Origin of the sequence: Flavobacterium sp. 123 (genome assembly GCF_003634825.1) — a bacterium.
Taxonomy (GTDB): domain Bacteria; phylum Bacteroidota; class Bacteroidia; order Flavobacteriales; family Flavobacteriaceae; genus Flavobacterium.
This window is the reverse complement of the sequence record NZ_RBXD01000001.1, coordinates 1324083-1339849: the sequence shown is the minus strand read 5'-3', so window position 1 is coordinate 1339849 and position 15767 is coordinate 1324083. Positions and strand designations below refer to the sequence as shown.

At 32.0% G+C, this 15767-nt stretch carries 11 protein-coding genes; 2 read left to right on the top strand and 9 right to left on the bottom strand.

From position 1 onward, the window contains the following. Window positions 1–394: 394 nt before the first annotated feature. Window positions 395–1495: a DNA-processing protein DprA gene (gene dprA, locus C8C88_RS05990; RefSeq protein WP_121337239.1), complete on the bottom strand. Its 1101-nt coding sequence runs from the start codon at window positions 1493–1495 to the stop codon at window positions 395–397. A gap of 250 nt (window positions 1496–1745) precedes the next feature. Between dprA and C8C88_RS05985 the strand changes: the two genes are divergently transcribed. Then, window positions 1746–2681: an SPOR domain-containing protein gene (locus C8C88_RS05985; RefSeq protein WP_121337238.1), complete on the top strand. Its 936-nt coding sequence runs from the start codon at window positions 1746–1748 to the stop codon at window positions 2679–2681. Between the two features lie 42 nt (window positions 2682–2723). Here the strand turns inward: C8C88_RS05985 and C8C88_RS05980 are convergent, their stop codons facing one another. From C8C88_RS05980 to C8C88_RS05950, 7 genes are all read right to left on the bottom strand, one after another. Then, window positions 2724–4994, bottom strand: a complete 2271-nt coding sequence (locus C8C88_RS05980; protein ID WP_121337237.1) for a helix-turn-helix domain-containing protein — start codon at window positions 4992–4994, stop codon at window positions 2724–2726. A gap of 27 nt (window positions 4995–5021) precedes the next feature. Continuing rightward, window positions 5022–5771, bottom strand: a complete 750-nt coding sequence (locus C8C88_RS05975; RefSeq protein ID WP_121337236.1) for a hypothetical protein — start codon at window positions 5769–5771, stop codon at window positions 5022–5024. A gap of 119 nt (window positions 5772–5890) precedes the next feature. After that, window positions 5891–6454 (bottom strand): OmpH family outer membrane protein, encoded by a 564-nt coding sequence (locus C8C88_RS05970; RefSeq protein WP_121337235.1) that lies wholly within the window; start codon window positions 6452–6454, stop codon window positions 5891–5893. A gap of 244 nt (window positions 6455–6698) precedes the next feature. Next, window positions 6699–7547: a bifunctional 2-polyprenyl-6-hydroxyphenol methylase/3-demethylubiquinol 3-O-methyltransferase UbiG gene (locus tag C8C88_RS05965; RefSeq protein WP_121337234.1), complete on the bottom strand. Its 849-nt coding sequence runs from the start codon at window positions 7545–7547 to the stop codon at window positions 6699–6701. Between the two features lie 86 nt (window positions 7548–7633). Next, entirely contained in the window at window positions 7634–9505 is a 1872-nt protein-coding gene (gene mnmG, locus C8C88_RS05960; protein WP_121337233.1) for a tRNA uridine-5-carboxymethylaminomethyl(34) synthesis enzyme MnmG, read from the bottom strand. A 147-nt stretch (window positions 9506–9652) separates the two neighbouring features. Next, window positions 9653–10072, bottom strand: a complete 420-nt coding sequence (gene ybeY, locus C8C88_RS05955; RefSeq protein WP_121337232.1) for an rRNA maturation RNase YbeY — start codon at window positions 10070–10072, stop codon at window positions 9653–9655. Then, window positions 10069–13095 (bottom strand): hypothetical protein, encoded by a 3027-nt coding sequence (locus tag C8C88_RS05950; protein ID WP_233549316.1) that lies wholly within the window; start codon window positions 13093–13095, stop codon window positions 10069–10071. The genes ybeY and C8C88_RS05950 overlap by 4 nt, the downstream gene beginning before the upstream one ends. Window positions 13096–13512: 417 nt before the next feature. Between C8C88_RS05950 and gltX the strand changes: the two genes are divergently transcribed. Further along, the gene (gltX, locus tag C8C88_RS05945; protein ID WP_121337230.1) at window positions 13513–15024 is read left to right on the top strand and encodes a glutamate--tRNA ligase; all 1512 of its coding nucleotides are present in this window, start codon (window positions 13513–13515) and stop codon (window positions 15022–15024) included. 77 nt (window positions 15025–15101) lie between these two features. Here gltX and C8C88_RS05940 read toward each other — a convergent pair whose 3' ends face one another. Beyond that, the gene (locus C8C88_RS05940; RefSeq protein ID WP_121337229.1) at window positions 15102–15740 is read right to left on the bottom strand and encodes a PorT family protein; all 639 of its coding nucleotides are present in this window, start codon (window positions 15738–15740) and stop codon (window positions 15102–15104) included. Between the last annotated feature and the right edge of the window lie 27 nt (window positions 15741–15767).

Here is a 15767-nt window from a genome sequence, read left to right as displayed (position 1 = left end):
ATATGGTTTAAAAATTAAGGTTGAATTTATTGAAAGAGTAAAAAAATTAACCCTATAAGTTATATAAAATTTTAATTATAAGCTAGTTGACGAAACTTCATGACAACTTATATAGCTTATATGGTTTAAAAATTAAAGTTGAATTTATTGAAAGAGTAAAAAAATTAACCCTATAAGTTATATAAAATTTTAATTATAAGCTAGTTGACGGAACTTCATGACAACTTATATAGCTTATATGGTTTAAAAATTAAAGTTGAATTTATTGAAAGAGTAAAAAAATTAACCCTATAAGTTATGTAAGATTTTAATTATAAGCTAGTTGACGGAAATTCATGACAACTTATATAGCATATATGGTTAAAAATAAAGCAAGATTATTAAATACTGATTATTAAATCGCCTCAAACAATTTCCCTGGCAACGGTCGTATTAAACCTTTGAGCTCCATATTCAACAGCAATCCTGAGATTCTATAAATAGGAAAATCACAGTGTAAAGCGATACTATCCATAACTTCTTTGCCCGTTTTCAAGAGATAATCGTATACCTTTTGTTCGTCATTATCCAAAGTAACAAATAGCTGTTTTTGAATTGGTTTAATTTCTTTATCTAAATCCCAATTCAGAATATAAATTAGATCTGCAGCACTAGTTAGCACATTTGCTTTCTGAGTTTTTATCAAATTGTTACACCCTTGACTGTATTTATCCGTAACGCGTCCTGGAACTGCAAAAACATCCCGATTGTAATCACTAGCTATATTAGCCGTAATCAAAGAACCGCCTCTATCGGCAGATTCAATAACAATAGTTGCTTCAGACATTCCTGCTACAATCCGATTTCTACGAACAAAATTTTCTTTGTCTGGATTTGATGAACTCCAAAATTCAGTCATAAAACCACCATTTTGCTCTACTTTAGCAACGTATTTCTTATGCGTCTTTGGGTAAATTTGGTTCAAACCGTGTGCAACAACTCCAATAGTTTGCAAGTTGTTTTCCATCGCAAACTGATGCGCAACAATATCAACTCCATAAGCAAAGCCACTTACAATTATTGGATCAAGTGGCGCCAATTCTTCCATCAGTTTTCTACAAAATTCAATTCCGTAGGACGTAATTTGCCGTGTCCCTACAATACTTATAATCTTTTTATTTTCTAAATTAATATTGCCTGAACTAAAAAGCAAAATTGGACCATCAATACAATGTTTTAATCGTTCAGGATACTGTTTGTCATGAAAGTAAGTTACATTAATATCTTTTGACTTAATAAATTCCAATTCCTTATTCGCCTTTTCAAAAACAGATTTGTCTTTTAAGTTTTTCAATAATACAGAACCTACACCATCAATACCGCTGAGTTGCGCTGCTTTTGCCTTGAAAACTGATTCGGCATCTCCAAAATGAGTTATCAATTTTTTGGCTATAATATCACCAACACCCTCTACTCTTTGCAAAGCCAACAAATGAAACAAATCTTGATCTCCCATATTTAAAATTGTATTTTTTTATTCTGAATCCTTTTTTGAATTGATTAAAATTAGAAAAACGATTCTATTTATGTTTTAAATATAAGTTTTTTATTACTTTTTCAAACTATTTAAAATTATTTTTCTAAACTATTTGGAACAAAAAATTAATAACTGTTTGAAATTGACAGTTATAAAATTTAAAGTAGATTGTTAATAAAAATTGTGAATAAAATTTTGATAACTATTTTGGTTGTATAACTTTGTTACTATGAAAATTGAACTTTACATCGCGCAGCTTTTATACCGTTATCAATGTGTAACCGTTCCTGGTTTTGGAGCTTTTTTAACTGAAATCCAATCCGCACAATTAAACGAAAGTTCGAATTCGTTTTTCCCGCCAAAGAAAATAATTTCTTTCAATGCCTATTTGAAAAACAATGATGGCTTACTAGCAAATCATATTGCTCAAGCAGAAAAAACATCTTATGAGTACGCTGTTAGTGCTATTCAGTTTGAGATTTTTAATTGGAAAAAAGCATTGCAAGAAAACGGTTTATTCTCTGTGAAAAACGTAGGTGATTTTTGTTTGAACGCAGATAAAAATTTAATTTTCACTCCTTACGACCAAACAAACTATTTATCAAGTTCATTTGGTTTAACTCCTTTTGTTTCTCCTCTTGTAAAAAGAGAGCAATTTGAAAAACAAATTGAAGGAATTGAAGAGAAAGAAACCATTACTTTAGTCCCAGAAGCAAGAACAACAAGTTCGTATTTAAAATATGCGGCTATTTTTGTTTTAGGATTGGGAATAACAGGAAGCATTTGTTATCCAATTTACCAAAATCAAATCAGAACAGAAACTGTTATTGTTGAAACATCCGTTCAAAAACAAGTTCAAAATAAAATACAAGAAGCTACTTTTTTTATCGAAAGTCCATTGCCTGCTGTAACACTTTCTGTAAAAGAAGGAAAGCTACCATATCACATTATGGCTGGCGCATTTAGAAAAGAAGAAAATGCACAAAAAATATTTGAAGACTTGACACATATGGGTTTTAAAGCAAGACGAATTGCTCCAAATAAACACGGATTATTTCCTGTTTTATACGGAAGTTACGCCTCCTATGCTGAAGCTGAAAAAGCAAAAGTTGAAATTCAAAAAACACACAATCCCGAAGCTTGGATTTTAATTGAATCTTTATAAAATAAAAACCTATTCTAAACGAATAGGTTTTTTTATGTCTATTTAATTCAAACTTGCTTTATACATTCTCGCTTCTTCCCAAGAGAATTTATGTCCATGATTTTCCATTAAAGCATTCAAAGATTCTTCCTTGTAGCCCATAAAAGCATCCGCTAATTCTTGTACTTTATCCTCTGGTAAAACATCCGAAATTGCAACAGCTTTCGTTTGAATCAGTTTTACAAAATGCGAGTAAATAGTTTGAATCGTTAACACCCTAATTCTCGCAATATCTTGAATAGCGTTTTTTTCAACCCACAATTCATAAGTTTCTTGAACTGTTGATTTTTTTGGTTCTTTATTTTTCGTAGTCTTTTTTGAAGTATACCGTTCCACGTCTTTCTGGTCATCAATCAAGGTGATATTTATATTTTTGAATTCTTCTTGAATACCTGAAGTTTTCTTAAAAATATAATTTTTTATTTCGGGAGAAGTCAATTTTTCCTTTGAAATGGTTTCGCCCGAAACGACTGTTTCTATTAATAATTTTGCTTTCATCAAGCGCAAAACAGCTTTAGTTTGTAGGTCTTCCAAAACAATTAATTCATCGTAAAAAGCTTTTGCTTTTTTGGTGCGTTTAACTTCTTCTATCTTCCACAGAATTTCATAAACCAATTGATCCATTGGAGAAAGAAAATAATTAAAAGCAGCCTCAATTCTTTCTAAAACATGATTTAAGTCTACGGTTTCTTTAGCAAATAGTTTATTTAATTGTAAAATGAATTTTTTAGATGGTTCCAAAAGGGATTCAATTGCGATGCTCTGCTTTTTAGCCCAATTACTATTTTTTGACTTGGCAGACGCTTCTGAATTTTCTGTATAACTGAATCGATGATTTCGCCATTCCTGAGCTAATTCATCCCAATCGAAACTGTTAATTAAGTAATTATGAATAAAATTTTTAGTTTCATAATGCAGCGCATTTTCTAAAAAAGTTTCAGATGCTTTGTTCAAAGAATAATCCATCACATCCTGATCGTTAGAAATACCATTCATTCTTAACGGAGAAAGTAAAATAAGCCCATTTAAAGACCGCAAACGCGACAATGCTACATAGGCTTGCCCTGGAAGAAAAACTTGCGAAACATCGAGCGCTGCTTTGTCAAATGTCAAACCTTGGCTTTTATGCACCGTTATTGCCCAAGCTAATTTTATCGGATAATGAACAAATGTTCCCAAAACCTCTTCTTCAATTTCTTTGGTTTTTTCATCAACTTTATAGCGGATGTTTTGCCATTCGTATTTTTCGACTTCAATAGTTTTATTTTCTTCTGGAAAATGAACAAGAATTTCGTGACTGGACAGTGATTTGATTACGCCCATTTTTCCGTTAAAATAATTCTTATCAAAAGACAAATCGTTTTTAACAAACATAATTTGGGCGCCAATTTTTAACTGCAATTCCTCGTCAACCGGAAATATTTTATCTGGAAAATCTCCTGTTATTTCAGGTTTATAGGTTACTAATTTTTCTTCTAAATCCTCTAATGCTTGAGCGTTCATAGAATCAGCTTTGGCATTATGAGTTGTTAAAGTAATGTACCCTTTATTCGCTTTTAAATCAAAATCAGGTTTTACATATTGGTTTAAAGCCTGAATGTCTTCGGCTGTAATTTGATTGTTGCGCAAATTATTTAAAACCGAAATAAAAGCATCATCCGTCTGCCGAAAAATCTTTGATAATTCAATGTATAAGGGCGGGTTTTGTTGCACTACATGCGAATGAAAAAAGAATTTTCCTTTGTAATACGTTCGCAATGTTTTCCATTCTTCATCACGAATTACTGGTGGTAATTGTAATAAATCACCAATATACAAGACCTGAACTCCACCAAAAGGATTGCTGTTTTTTCGGACAGTTTGCATCATAAAATCCATAGCGTCAAGCAAATCAGCACGAAGCATACTTACTTCATCAATGATTAACAACTCCATATTTTTAATTACCGATTTCTTCAAACCACCCATTTTGAAATGTCTGCGCAAAGTAGCTTTGGTTTCAAACTTAGTAGTTTCAGAAAAATGAGGAGAAGAATTATCTGGAATAAATCCGCCAAAAGGCAATTGAAACATGGAATGAATTGTCACTCCACCTGCATTTAAAGCCGCAATTCCTGTTGGGGCCACCACAACTGTGTTCTTATGAGTTGTTTGAATAATTTCCCTCAAAAGAGTTGTCTTTCCCGTCCCTGCCTTTCCCGTAAGGAAAACAGAACGCTGGGTTTGATTGATAAATCGTAAAGTGTAGGCTGCGGCTTCAGAAATGTTTTGCATTGGGCGTATATATAAAAGCGATGATATTTAAATAGAATTGGATACTTCTTTATCTATTTTATTTTTGTTATTGGCTTTAAAAATTAGAAAAACAAGAATTAAAAAAAGTACTAAAGAAGAACCAATCGTACCTAGATTTAGTCCTCCTTTTTCAGAAGATTTAGTAAGCAAATCCCCGAAAGTAGCGCCAAAAGGTCGTGTTAATATAAACGCAATCCAGAACAAAACAATTTTAGATATTTTGGTATAATAGGAGCACAAAACAATCAGCAATAATAAACTTGCAATTAGTAATGCGCCACCAAAAAATCCTAATCCTGAATCATCTGCTAAAAAATCACCTAATGCGGTTCCCAAAGTATTCGAAAACAGAATTGCTATCCAATAAAAAACCTCACCTTTTAAAGATTTTATTGACGTTACAGACAATGACTTTTCGCTTAAATACCAAAACAATAAAGTTAGTAGTAAAAGCGAAAGTAAGATTATAGAACCTAAAGCATATCCTAAACCTAACGATCTGTCTAAAAAATCAGAAATTGTAGTTCCTGCGGTACTTGTAGCAAGTATAACTGCCCAATATTTAATAGGATTGAATTCTTTTGACAATAATTGGATAGAAAGCGTTACAAAAAAGAACACCAGCAAAATAACGGAACTAAAAATATAACCAACATTTAATGTCATAGATAGTAAATCACCTGCAGTTTCTCCAAGAGTAGTTGCGCAAATTTTCATTATCCAAAAAGCAATCGTAATTTGACTTAATTTATTCATTTTTAATTTATAAAGGCAGTCCTAATGTAGTTTTTAAAAAGACAAAAGAATCATTTTTTAACAAAAAAAATGCCTTTAATCTAAATCAGATAAAGGCATTTTTTGAATTAATATAGAAATTATTTTTTTGCTTCTGCTTTTTCTTCTTTTGGAGCAGCTGCTTTATATTTATCATTTAATTCTTTGATGATATCTTTTGTTATATCATATTTATCTTCAGCGTACAAAATTGATGCAGCATCACCTGTACCATAGATGTAAGAGTATCCTTTTTCTTTACCGTAGGTTTTTATGAATTTTTTCACTCCACTTACTAAAGAATCCATTTCTTTTCCGCTTTCTTGTTGCAATTGTTGAGTTAATGCTTGTTGCGCATACCCTAATTGTTGCTCTCTTTTTTGTAATTCAGCACCTTTTTGTTGCGCCCATGCTTGACCATTGGCTTGTGCTTGACTTTGAAAACTAGCAGCATCTTGTTTGAAACGAGCAATCTCAGCTTCTAATTGTCTTCCTTTTTCTTCTGCTTGAGCTTTGTATTTAGCTTCAAGGTCTTTTGCTTCTGTATATTGTTTCATTAACTCAGAAGTGTCTACGTAAGCTGTTTTTACTTCCTTAACTTCTGCGGGTTTATTACAAGCAACAAGTGAAATTGAAACTGCGATAATTACTAATGCTTTTTTCATTTTGATGAATTTCTGTTTTTTAAGTTTGAAGACAAAAATATAAAAAAATAAGTAGCACCAACATAAAGTTTAAAAAATGCGCCTTTTTTCCTATATCAATTTTTATTATTATAGTTTTTTTAATGATAATTTTATACTATCGGATTTGAATTAAATAGATTTTGTTTAATTGACTTTCTCAGAAAAGACAACTTACGCCACCATTTAACCCAAAAACACCTCTTAAATCCATTAAAAATCGTTTTTAGTTGTTTTTAAGGATGTAAATGTGTGAAGAATATTCAAAATTCTTCTTTGCTCTTAAATTTGACTGCAATCCGATGAAAAATGCTTTTACAAAATTCATTTTCCCGGTTTTATATTTTTCCGAAAGCAAAGACACATAAAAGGAATCAAATTTCATTGGCAGAATTTTCACCAATTGCATTTCTTCTTTCTGAAAAAGTTTTTTTATAGCTGTTTTGGAAAAATGCCAAAAATGAATTGGCACATCATAAGCCGCCCAAAATTTTCCGTAATGTTTTGCATCGAAAGATTTAAAATTAGGAACGGCAATAATTAAAGTTCCGTTTGGTTTTAACAATCGCTTCAATTCTTTTATTTGTTGTTTTAAATCAGGAACATGTTCTAAAACGTGCCACATCGAAATAACATCAAAAGAATGGCTTTCTAATTCGCTTGTTTGTTCTACAAATGAAACACCTTTGTTTTTTGCAATTGCTTTTGCCTTATCGCTAGGCTCCACTCCTATTGTTTTCCAGCCATCTTGTCTGGCCACAGAAAGAAATTCTCCTGTTCCTGCACCAATGTCCAAAATACTACCTTTATTAGGTTGTTGTGAATTGATTAAATTTAATTTGTTTTTTAGCGCTATACTTTTTACAAAATGATACATTTTTTCAAACAGCGAACGCTTGCTATCTGTGTGAGAAATGTAATCAACGCTTTCGTAGTATTTACCTAAAACATCTAAACCCGGTTGTGGCGATGTGATTAGCATATCCAACTCTTCGTTATGATACAGGTCGAAAATTTCTTTTGAAACAGAATAATCAGTAACAGTTAAAAAATGCTTTTGGTTTGAAATATCCATTTATTTATTTTATTCTTTTTTTAAATTCCCCAATAATAACAAGCCTTAACAAAGTAGTTTCACGTGGAACAAATTAATATTTTATATTAACGTCCCATATAAATTAGCAAAACCGAAATATCACTGGGAGAAACTCCACTTATTCTAGACGCTTGCGAAATGGTTACTGGACGAATCTTAGACAGTTTTTGTTTAGCTTCAATTGACATTGATTTGATTTTGTTATAATCAAAGTTTTCTGGAATTTTAACTTCTTCTAACCTCGTAAGCTTATCGGCATTATTTCTTTCTTTCTCAATATATCCAGAATATTTCACTTGAATCTCGGCCTGTTCTAAAATTTCTTGATCTAAATCATTTTCATCAACATAAGCAATTACTTTTTCAAACTTCATGATATCTTCTAAATCAATCTGTGGACGAGAAAACACTTTAAACATTTTATCACCTTGCGAAATCAACGCCGTATCTTTCGATTCTAAAATAGGATTTGCTTCCGCTACAGAAACACTTGTTTCTTTAAAGAAAGCTACCATTTTTTCAGATTCTTTTAATTTGTGTTCCATTCTACGCAAACGCGCTTCAGATGCTAAACCAATTTCATAAGACATTGGAGTTAATCTAAAATCGGCATTGTCTTGACGAAGTAACGTTCTATATTCTGCACGTGAAGTAAACATTCTATAAGGCTCTTCTGTTCCTTTTGTAATCAAGTCATCAATTAAAACTCCAATATACGCTTCGTCTCTTTTTAAAATTAACGGCGCTTTCTCGTGAACTTTTAGATGCGCATTTATCCCCGCCATTAATCCTTGAGAAGCCGCTTCTTCATATCCAGTCGTTCCGTTTATCTGTCCAGCAAAATATAATCCTTCCACAAGCTTCGTTTCCAAAGTGTGTTTTAATTGTGTTGGTGGAAAATAATCGTATTCAATTGCATAACCCGGGCGGAAGAATTTTACATTTTCAAATCCTACAACAGAACGCAATGCTTTAAATTGAATATCCTCTGGCAAAGAAGTTGAAAAACCATTTACATAAACCTCACAAGTATGCCAACCTTCAGGCTCAACAAATAATTGATGTCTTTCCTTATCAGCAAAACGATTAATTTTATCTTCTATCGAAGGACAATATCTTGGTCCAAGACTTTTTATTCTTCCATTAAACATTGGAGAACGATCAAAACCTTCTCTTAAAATATTATGAACATCAAGAGAAGTATAAGTCATATAACAAGAACGCTGATTTGTCAATGGCGAAGTCACATCCGAATAAGAAAACTTATCTGGCTTAGCATCTCCTTTTTCTTCATTCATTTTAGAATAATCCAAAGAACGACCATCTACTCTTGGAGGCGTTCCTGTTTTCATTCGTCCAGACTCAAAACCTGCTTGAACCAAATCTTCTGTAATTCCATAAGCGGCACTTTCACCAGCTCTTCCTCCTCCAAATTGTTTTTCTCCAATATGAATCAAACCATTCAGAAAAGTTCCATTAGTCAGCACAACTGATTTAGATCGAATCTCTACCCCTAACGAAGTTCGGATTCCTTTAATCTTTCCGTTGTCAATAATCAAGCCTTTCACCATTTCTTGGTAAAAATCAAGATTAGGCGTTCCTTCTAACATCATGCGCCATTCTTCCGAAAAACGCATACGGTCGCTTTGAACTCTTGGCGACCACATAGCAGGGCCTTTTGATTTATTCAACATCTTAAATTGAATCGCCGTTCTGTCAGAAACGATTCCTGAATAACCTCCAAGCGCATCAATTTCGCGCACAATTTGTCCTTTTGCAATTCCGCCCATAGCGGGATTACAAGACATTTGCGCTATGTTTTGCAAGCTCATTGTAACCAATAAAGTTGTTGACCCTAAATTTGCAGCAGCAGCAGCAGCTTCACAACCTGCGTGACCCGCACCAACAACAATTACATCATATTCGTTTAGAAACATTTTGTTTTATAATTTAATCCCTTGATTGTTCTTAGGATTGATGTTTTGAAATTTTATTTTTTTGTTCCACGTGAAACATTAAAACATATGTAGCAAAAAACAGCATTGATGTTCCACGCGAAACGTAAATTAAGAAGTTTAAACATTTTATTGTTCCACGTGAAACATGGCAATCTTTTCATCTTCTTTAGAACGCATTAATGCTTCGTCTACTTCACTTTTATCTTTATATCCACAATAATGTAAAATACCATGTACAACAACGCGCTTTAATTCGTCATCGAAAAGAACATTAAAATCAGCTGCATTATCCTTAACCCTTTCGATAGAAACAAAAATATCACCGTTCAATTCATTCCCCATAGAATAATCAAAGCTGATAATATCCGTCAACGTATCGTGATTAAGATATTCCAAGTTTATTTTATGCAGGTATTCATCATCGCAGAAAATATAATTTATCTCCCCTTCCTTCTTGTTTTCTGACACAATAACTCTAGACAACCAATCTTCAAAAGCTTGCACGTTTTCTAAAGTAAATTCAGTTTCGTAATTAAAATTGATCATTTTTTATTAAAATATTCTTGAACTTTAAAGTTAAAATTGGAGCGCAAAGGTAAGGATTGTCTATTTAATATTTCAATGCTATTCAAATAATCTAATATTGAGGGCGGCAACGCATTAGATGCATTGTTAAACTCTTTTTTATTCGTTTCAGATTGCCGTTTGTTTTCTTCTCCCTGTTGCTGAATAGCAGTTTTAAGTTTAAGCAATTCTTGTTGCAAATTCAATATTTTTTGAAGCGTTTCATTTTTAAAACCTTTATTCAAAAGTTGCTTTTCAATTTGCTTCATTTGATCTAAAGCACTTTGACCATCCCTACTCAAACCCTGCTTGTTCAACTCCATTTCTAATGCATCACGCAACTGCTTTTGTTGTTTGTAAATTTGCATAATTGCCTCCGCTTCGCCCTCACCTTCTGTTCCATTCGAACCAGAATCTCCTTCTTTTTTACCTTTCTTATTGGAATCGCCTTGTTCCGAACCATCTCCTTTCTTTAATCCATCTTTCATTTTTTGAGCCAAACCATCTTGTTTTTTAATAATATCTGGGAGTTGCATTCCTTGTCCTTGACCCGGCTTAGGCTTACCCATTCCCATTCCAGACAAAGACATTTGCATGTTAGAAAGAATATCACTCAAAACATCCGCTAATTTATTTGCAGAAGAAACTGCATATTGTTGATGAGACAGTCCTTTTGAAATTTGAGAATCAGTTAAAGTTTCTAAAGACTTGTCCATGTTGTATTGAATATTTCCAATTTCTTTTGTGATTGATTCTTCAATTTTAGCATTTCTTAATGACAAAGCAAATAAACTATCGTCAACATGTTTGAATTGTAACTTTAAATTTTGCTGAATTTTTATGTTCTTATTAAATGAAGGCGACCCAGATTTTAAGTTTTTAAACTGATCCATAACATCTTCTTGAGATAAAGAAAACGCTAATAAATTATCCAATATCTGACGCAACATCTTAACATCTTCTTCCATTTGTTCCATTTCAGAAGACTCCATGTTTTCTTGCATTTTTATAGCAATTTCTTTCATTTTCTTGGAAGCACTTTTTTGTTTTGGCTTTGCTTTATCTGTATTAGACTTATTCAATTCATCCGTTGCTTTCTTTAAATCGTCATCAATACTTTTTTCTTTTGATTCATCGTTAGGTAAATCCAAAGGCGATTTAAGCTCTTTATTTTCATGTTCCAAAGTTTTTAAATCTTCTTGAATTTTATCAAAAGAGGTGTTAATTTCATCTTGATTTTTAACATTATTATCTTTCTCTTTGTCTGCCAAATCATTTTGCTTCTTGGACAGTTTATCCAATTTATCGATGATTTGTTCCGCCTTTTTTTCTACATAAAACTTCTTAGTCAATTCAACCAACTGTTCTAATGTTCTGGTTTGATTTTTACTATTCTGTTTGAAGTTGTCTAATTTTTTTAGCAAATCTTCGCTATTAATTTTATCATTCAACTTTTGTAATTCGTCCAAAAGTTTCTTGTTTTTATCCAAATCTTTATCAACCTTATTGAGCCGTCTTTGCAAATCTTCTTTAGATTCTTCTTTTTTATCCGTGTTGAATTTATCTAAATTGTCTTTCATTTTTTTTGCAAACTGTTGCATCATTTCGTCTTGTTGCTTTTGACGTTTGATAAAATCATTTACTTTTTGTTGTTCTTTAAATTCAAAACTGTCTTTTTCTTTTCCCATGTTTTGCAACTTATCCATTTCAGATAATTGCTTGTCTTGAGATTGAAGTGATTTTTCTAAGCTATTAATATTATCATTTTGCTGCTGCAAAAGCTGATCTGCTTTTTCCTCTTCAGTAGAAATCCGATTAGAGAAAACGCTAGACTTCGTACTTTTAAAATGATGAATAGCATCATTGTCAAAAATCTCAAAATAATACTCATACGAAACACCAGCAACAACAGGAAGATTACTAGGAAATGCAAAAACAAATTGATCAAAAGTATCTTTCTTACATGCAATTGTTCCACGTTTAACTTTTGAAGGATTTGCTCTTTCGTAGTAAACAACCTGAAGCTTAGACAATCCATAATCATCAGAGATTTGACCTGTGACATAGTTTTTTTCTGCCTTCAAACTATCAGGAACAGCAAGCACATTAATCATTGGGAACTGATCTTTAACAACCGAAAGCTGATAATTTAATTTTTCGTAATTTTTAACCTTATCATTTGAGGTAAGAATTTGATAATCTGTATTTTGAAGTATATTTTTTGCTAAAACAAAGTAGTTTTCTGTTTTAATAAATGCAAAATAAGATTTATCCGCTTTCCAATCAATGTTTTGAGTTGCGGCTGCATTAATTTTCCAGGTGACACGAGTCCCTACCGGAATAATGGCATTACCTGAACCTTTTATTAATTCTGATTTTTTATTTAAATAGGAAGGAAAATCAAGTTGCATTTCAAAATTTGAAATAGCAGGAACGGTAACTACTTTCAATTCTAAATCAGGTGAAACAACTTCATTCGCTTCAATATGAAAAGAAATGTTTTCAGAAGGTTTGACAATCTTGAATTCAAACTCACCCGCTTTTACAGCTTCCATATAATAGCTTTCATCACCCAAAAAAATCATTGCATTCTCAGGTACAATGTTACCAATAGTTTTCACCCGAACAACAAAGTCTTTATTCTGTTCCGTTTGCAAATTTGAATTCAAGACCACAAATTGAAAAGGAGCTGGTGGTAAAAAAGCAGCATTGAAATGCACTACCCGATTAAAACTTTGAGAAATAATTTTAGTATTTCCCGACAAATAAAAGAACAAAAAAAACAAAATGGGGATAACTGCTAATGGTAAATACTTTTTATTTTTATTGAAATTGATGACGTTTCCAAAAGGAATCGGTTGCAACGCAAGAGCTTTTTGTTCAATCGACGCAACTAATAATTCAGATTGTTCTTTGTTTTCTGACAATTGAATAAAATTTGTAAGCTTATCTTTCACTTCCGAAAAATGGTTTCCAATAATTAGAGAAGCTTCCTGATAGTCCATCCCTTTTTGAAGTCGAAACAATTTAAATATTGGAAATAAGATAAAACGAAACAACAATGAGATTTCAACGGCTACAAAAATCCAAAACAAAAAAGTTCTTCCCAATATATTAAGCCAAAGAAAATATTCAATAAATAAGGTAAACAGAAAGTATAAAAGCCCAAAACCAACAAAAAGAATAATTCCTCTTATCAATTCATTCCTATAGAATTTTTTGATAAAAGACTCAATCTTTTGATATATGATGTTTTGAGTATTCAAGGTTTACAATTAATTATTAACAACCAATAAAAGTAATAATTAATATGAATAAAGAAATGTTAAATTAAGAACCAAAGTTGTTAATGCAATAATATCTCATTTTCAAATTCTTTGATTGAGTGATTGAAATTGTATCTTTGCCCAAAATTTATAAAAATGTCAAAGCAAGTTCGTGTGCGTTTTGCACCAAGTCCAACTGGACCTTTACATATTGGTGGTGTTCGTACTGCCCTTTTCAATTATTTATTTGCAAAGAAAAACGGCGGTACTTTCTTTTTGCGAATTGAAGATACGGATCAAAATCGTTATGTTCCTGGAGCGGAAGAATATATTATGGAAGCTTTAGAATGGTTAGGAATAGCTCCAGATGAAACTATTGGGAAAAATGAAAAATTTGGTCCTTACCGTCAAAGCGAAAGAAAAGATTTGTACAAACAATATGCTGATGAATTAATCAATTCAGGTAATGCCTATTATGCTTTTGATACGGCAGAAGCTTTGGATAAGGAAAGAAAACTGCAGGAAGAACAAGGAAAAACATTTATTTATAACCACAACAATCGAGAAAAACTAGATACCTCATTAGTAATTTCAGCTGAAGAAACGGCTAAGAGAATCGCTAATGGTGAAGATTTTGTCATCCGATTTAAAACTCCAGTTAATGAAACTTTGCATTTACATGACATTATTCGTGGAGATGTAAAATTTGAAACTAATCTTCTTGATGACAAAGTATTATTCAAGGCTGACGGAATGCCAACGTATCATTTGGCAAATATTGTAGATGATCATTTAATGGGAACTTCACATGTTATCCGTGGTGAAGAATGGTTGCCATCTATGCCTTTACACGTTTTATTGTATAGAGCATTTAATTGGGTAGCTCCAGAATTTGCTCATTTACCATTGATTATGAAACCTATTGGAAATGGAAAATTGTCCAAACGTGATGGAGATAAAATGGGATTCCCTGTATTTCCGTTAGATTGGAAAACAGCCGAAGGAGTTTCGTCAGGATATAGAGAAAAAGGATACTTCCCAGAAGCTGTTGTCAATTTCTTAGCCTTATTAGGGTGGAATGATGGAACCGAAAAAGAATTATTTTCATTAGAAGAATTAGTAAAAGCTTTTGATTTAAATAGAGTTCATAAAGCAGGAGCTAAATTTGACCCTGAAAAAAACAAATGGTTCAATCATCAATATTTGATAAAACAAGATGATGTTGTTTTGGCAAAAGCCTTCGCTCCTATTGTAGAATCAAAAAATCTAAATCGTGATTTTTCATTGGTTGAACTAACGAGAATTGTTTCTTTAATTAAAGAACGTGCTCATTTTGTCTCTGAATTTTGGGAAATGAGTGATTTCTTTTTTGTGGCTCCAACAACCTATGATGAAAAAGCCAGCAAAAACTGGAAGGAAGAAACTCCAGTATTAATGCAAGAATTAATTTCAGTACTTGAAGAAATTACTGATTTTTCAACTCTAAATATAGAAACCATTGTAAAAGATTGGATGACTAAAAACGAAATTGGAATGGGGAAAATAATGCAGCCATTCCGTTTGAGTTTAGTTGGAGCGCTTAAAGGTCCTCACCTATTTGATATAGTAGAGGTTATTGGAAAAGAAGAAACAATTACGCGAATTCAAAAAGCAATAGCTACTTTATAGTTTTTAAAAAACACTAAAAAAGCACCAATTTCACTTCATTGAATGTTGTGAAATTGGTGCTTTTTATTTTGAATTTCTTATAAATAAATAATCAAATTTCCATTAAGCATGCTTGTATTTCCTTTGAAATTAGCGTTTGGATATTTATTGTTTAGATTACCGAGTGTATTCATCAAACCGTATTGATATGAAATATTTAAACGAACATGTTTCACTCCAAAAGTAATTCCGGCAGCAGGATAACAATTGAACTTAGAAATGTCTTCTATATCTTTTGTTAATACTGTAGTTCCTGTAATGCTGTTATTTTCATTCTCACTTTCTGTTTTTAGTTTGCCATTTAATTGAACTATTGGGCCAAATTCTATGCTTAAATGATTTTCAATACACACATAACTCAATTGTAAAGATATTTGCGCAGAAGGCATCTTATAGTTTACATCTTCATTAATTGAAACTAGGTCTTTTGTAGCAACCATAAAGTTATTTTCACTAAACTCAATTGCATAGACCATATCCCAATTATTATAAAAATTTCCTCGCATAGATAATCCTGCATTCCATCCCATTCCAGGTTTGGTTTCAAAATTATTAGTGTTTAAAGTACATTGATTGGCTCCAAAGAAAATACCAATTCTATTAGAATCTCTATAGCCATACTGAGCAAAAGCTGTAGTTGAGATAATAAAAATAAAGCCTAAAAATATCTTTTTCATACGATTAAATTAACGAGAGTAAACCTA

Excerpts from the sequence above, each read along its gene's own strand:
- C8C88_RS05965 (WP_121337234.1), bottom strand. The coding sequence starts at position 7,547 with ATGGATATTTCAAACCAAAAGCATTTTTTAACTGTTACTGATTATTCT.
- C8C88_RS05940 (WP_121337229.1), bottom strand. The coding sequence starts at position 15,740 with ATGAAAAAGATATTTTTAGGCTTTATTTTTATTATCTCAACTACAGCT.
- gltX (WP_121337230.1), top strand. The coding sequence starts at position 13,513 with ATGTCAAAGCAAGTTCGTGTGCGTTTTGCACCAAGTCCAACTGGACCT.
- C8C88_RS05950 (WP_233549316.1), bottom strand. The coding sequence starts at position 13,095 with ATGGACTATCAGGAAGCTTCTCTAATTATTGGAAACCATTTTTCGGAA.
- C8C88_RS05975 (WP_121337236.1), bottom strand. The coding sequence starts at position 5,771 with ATGAATAAATTAAGTCAAATTACGATTGCTTTTTGGATAATGAAAATT.
- C8C88_RS05970 (WP_121337235.1), bottom strand. The coding sequence starts at position 6,454 with ATGAAAAAAGCATTAGTAATTATCGCAGTTTCAATTTCACTTGTTGCT.
- dprA (WP_121337239.1), bottom strand. The coding sequence starts at position 1,495 with ATGGGAGATCAAGATTTGTTTCATTTGTTGGCTTTGCAAAGAGTAGAG.
- mnmG (WP_121337233.1), bottom strand. The coding sequence starts at position 9,505 with ATGTTTCTAAACGAATATGATGTAATTGTTGTTGGTGCGGGTCACGCA.
- C8C88_RS05980 (WP_121337237.1), bottom strand. The coding sequence starts at position 4,994 with ATGCAAAACATTTCTGAAGCCGCAGCCTACACTTTACGATTTATCAAT.
- C8C88_RS05985 (WP_121337238.1), top strand. The coding sequence starts at position 1,746 with ATGAAAATTGAACTTTACATCGCGCAGCTTTTATACCGTTATCAATGT.
- ybeY (WP_121337232.1), bottom strand. The coding sequence starts at position 10,072 with ATGATCAATTTTAATTACGAAACTGAATTTACTTTAGAAAACGTGCAA.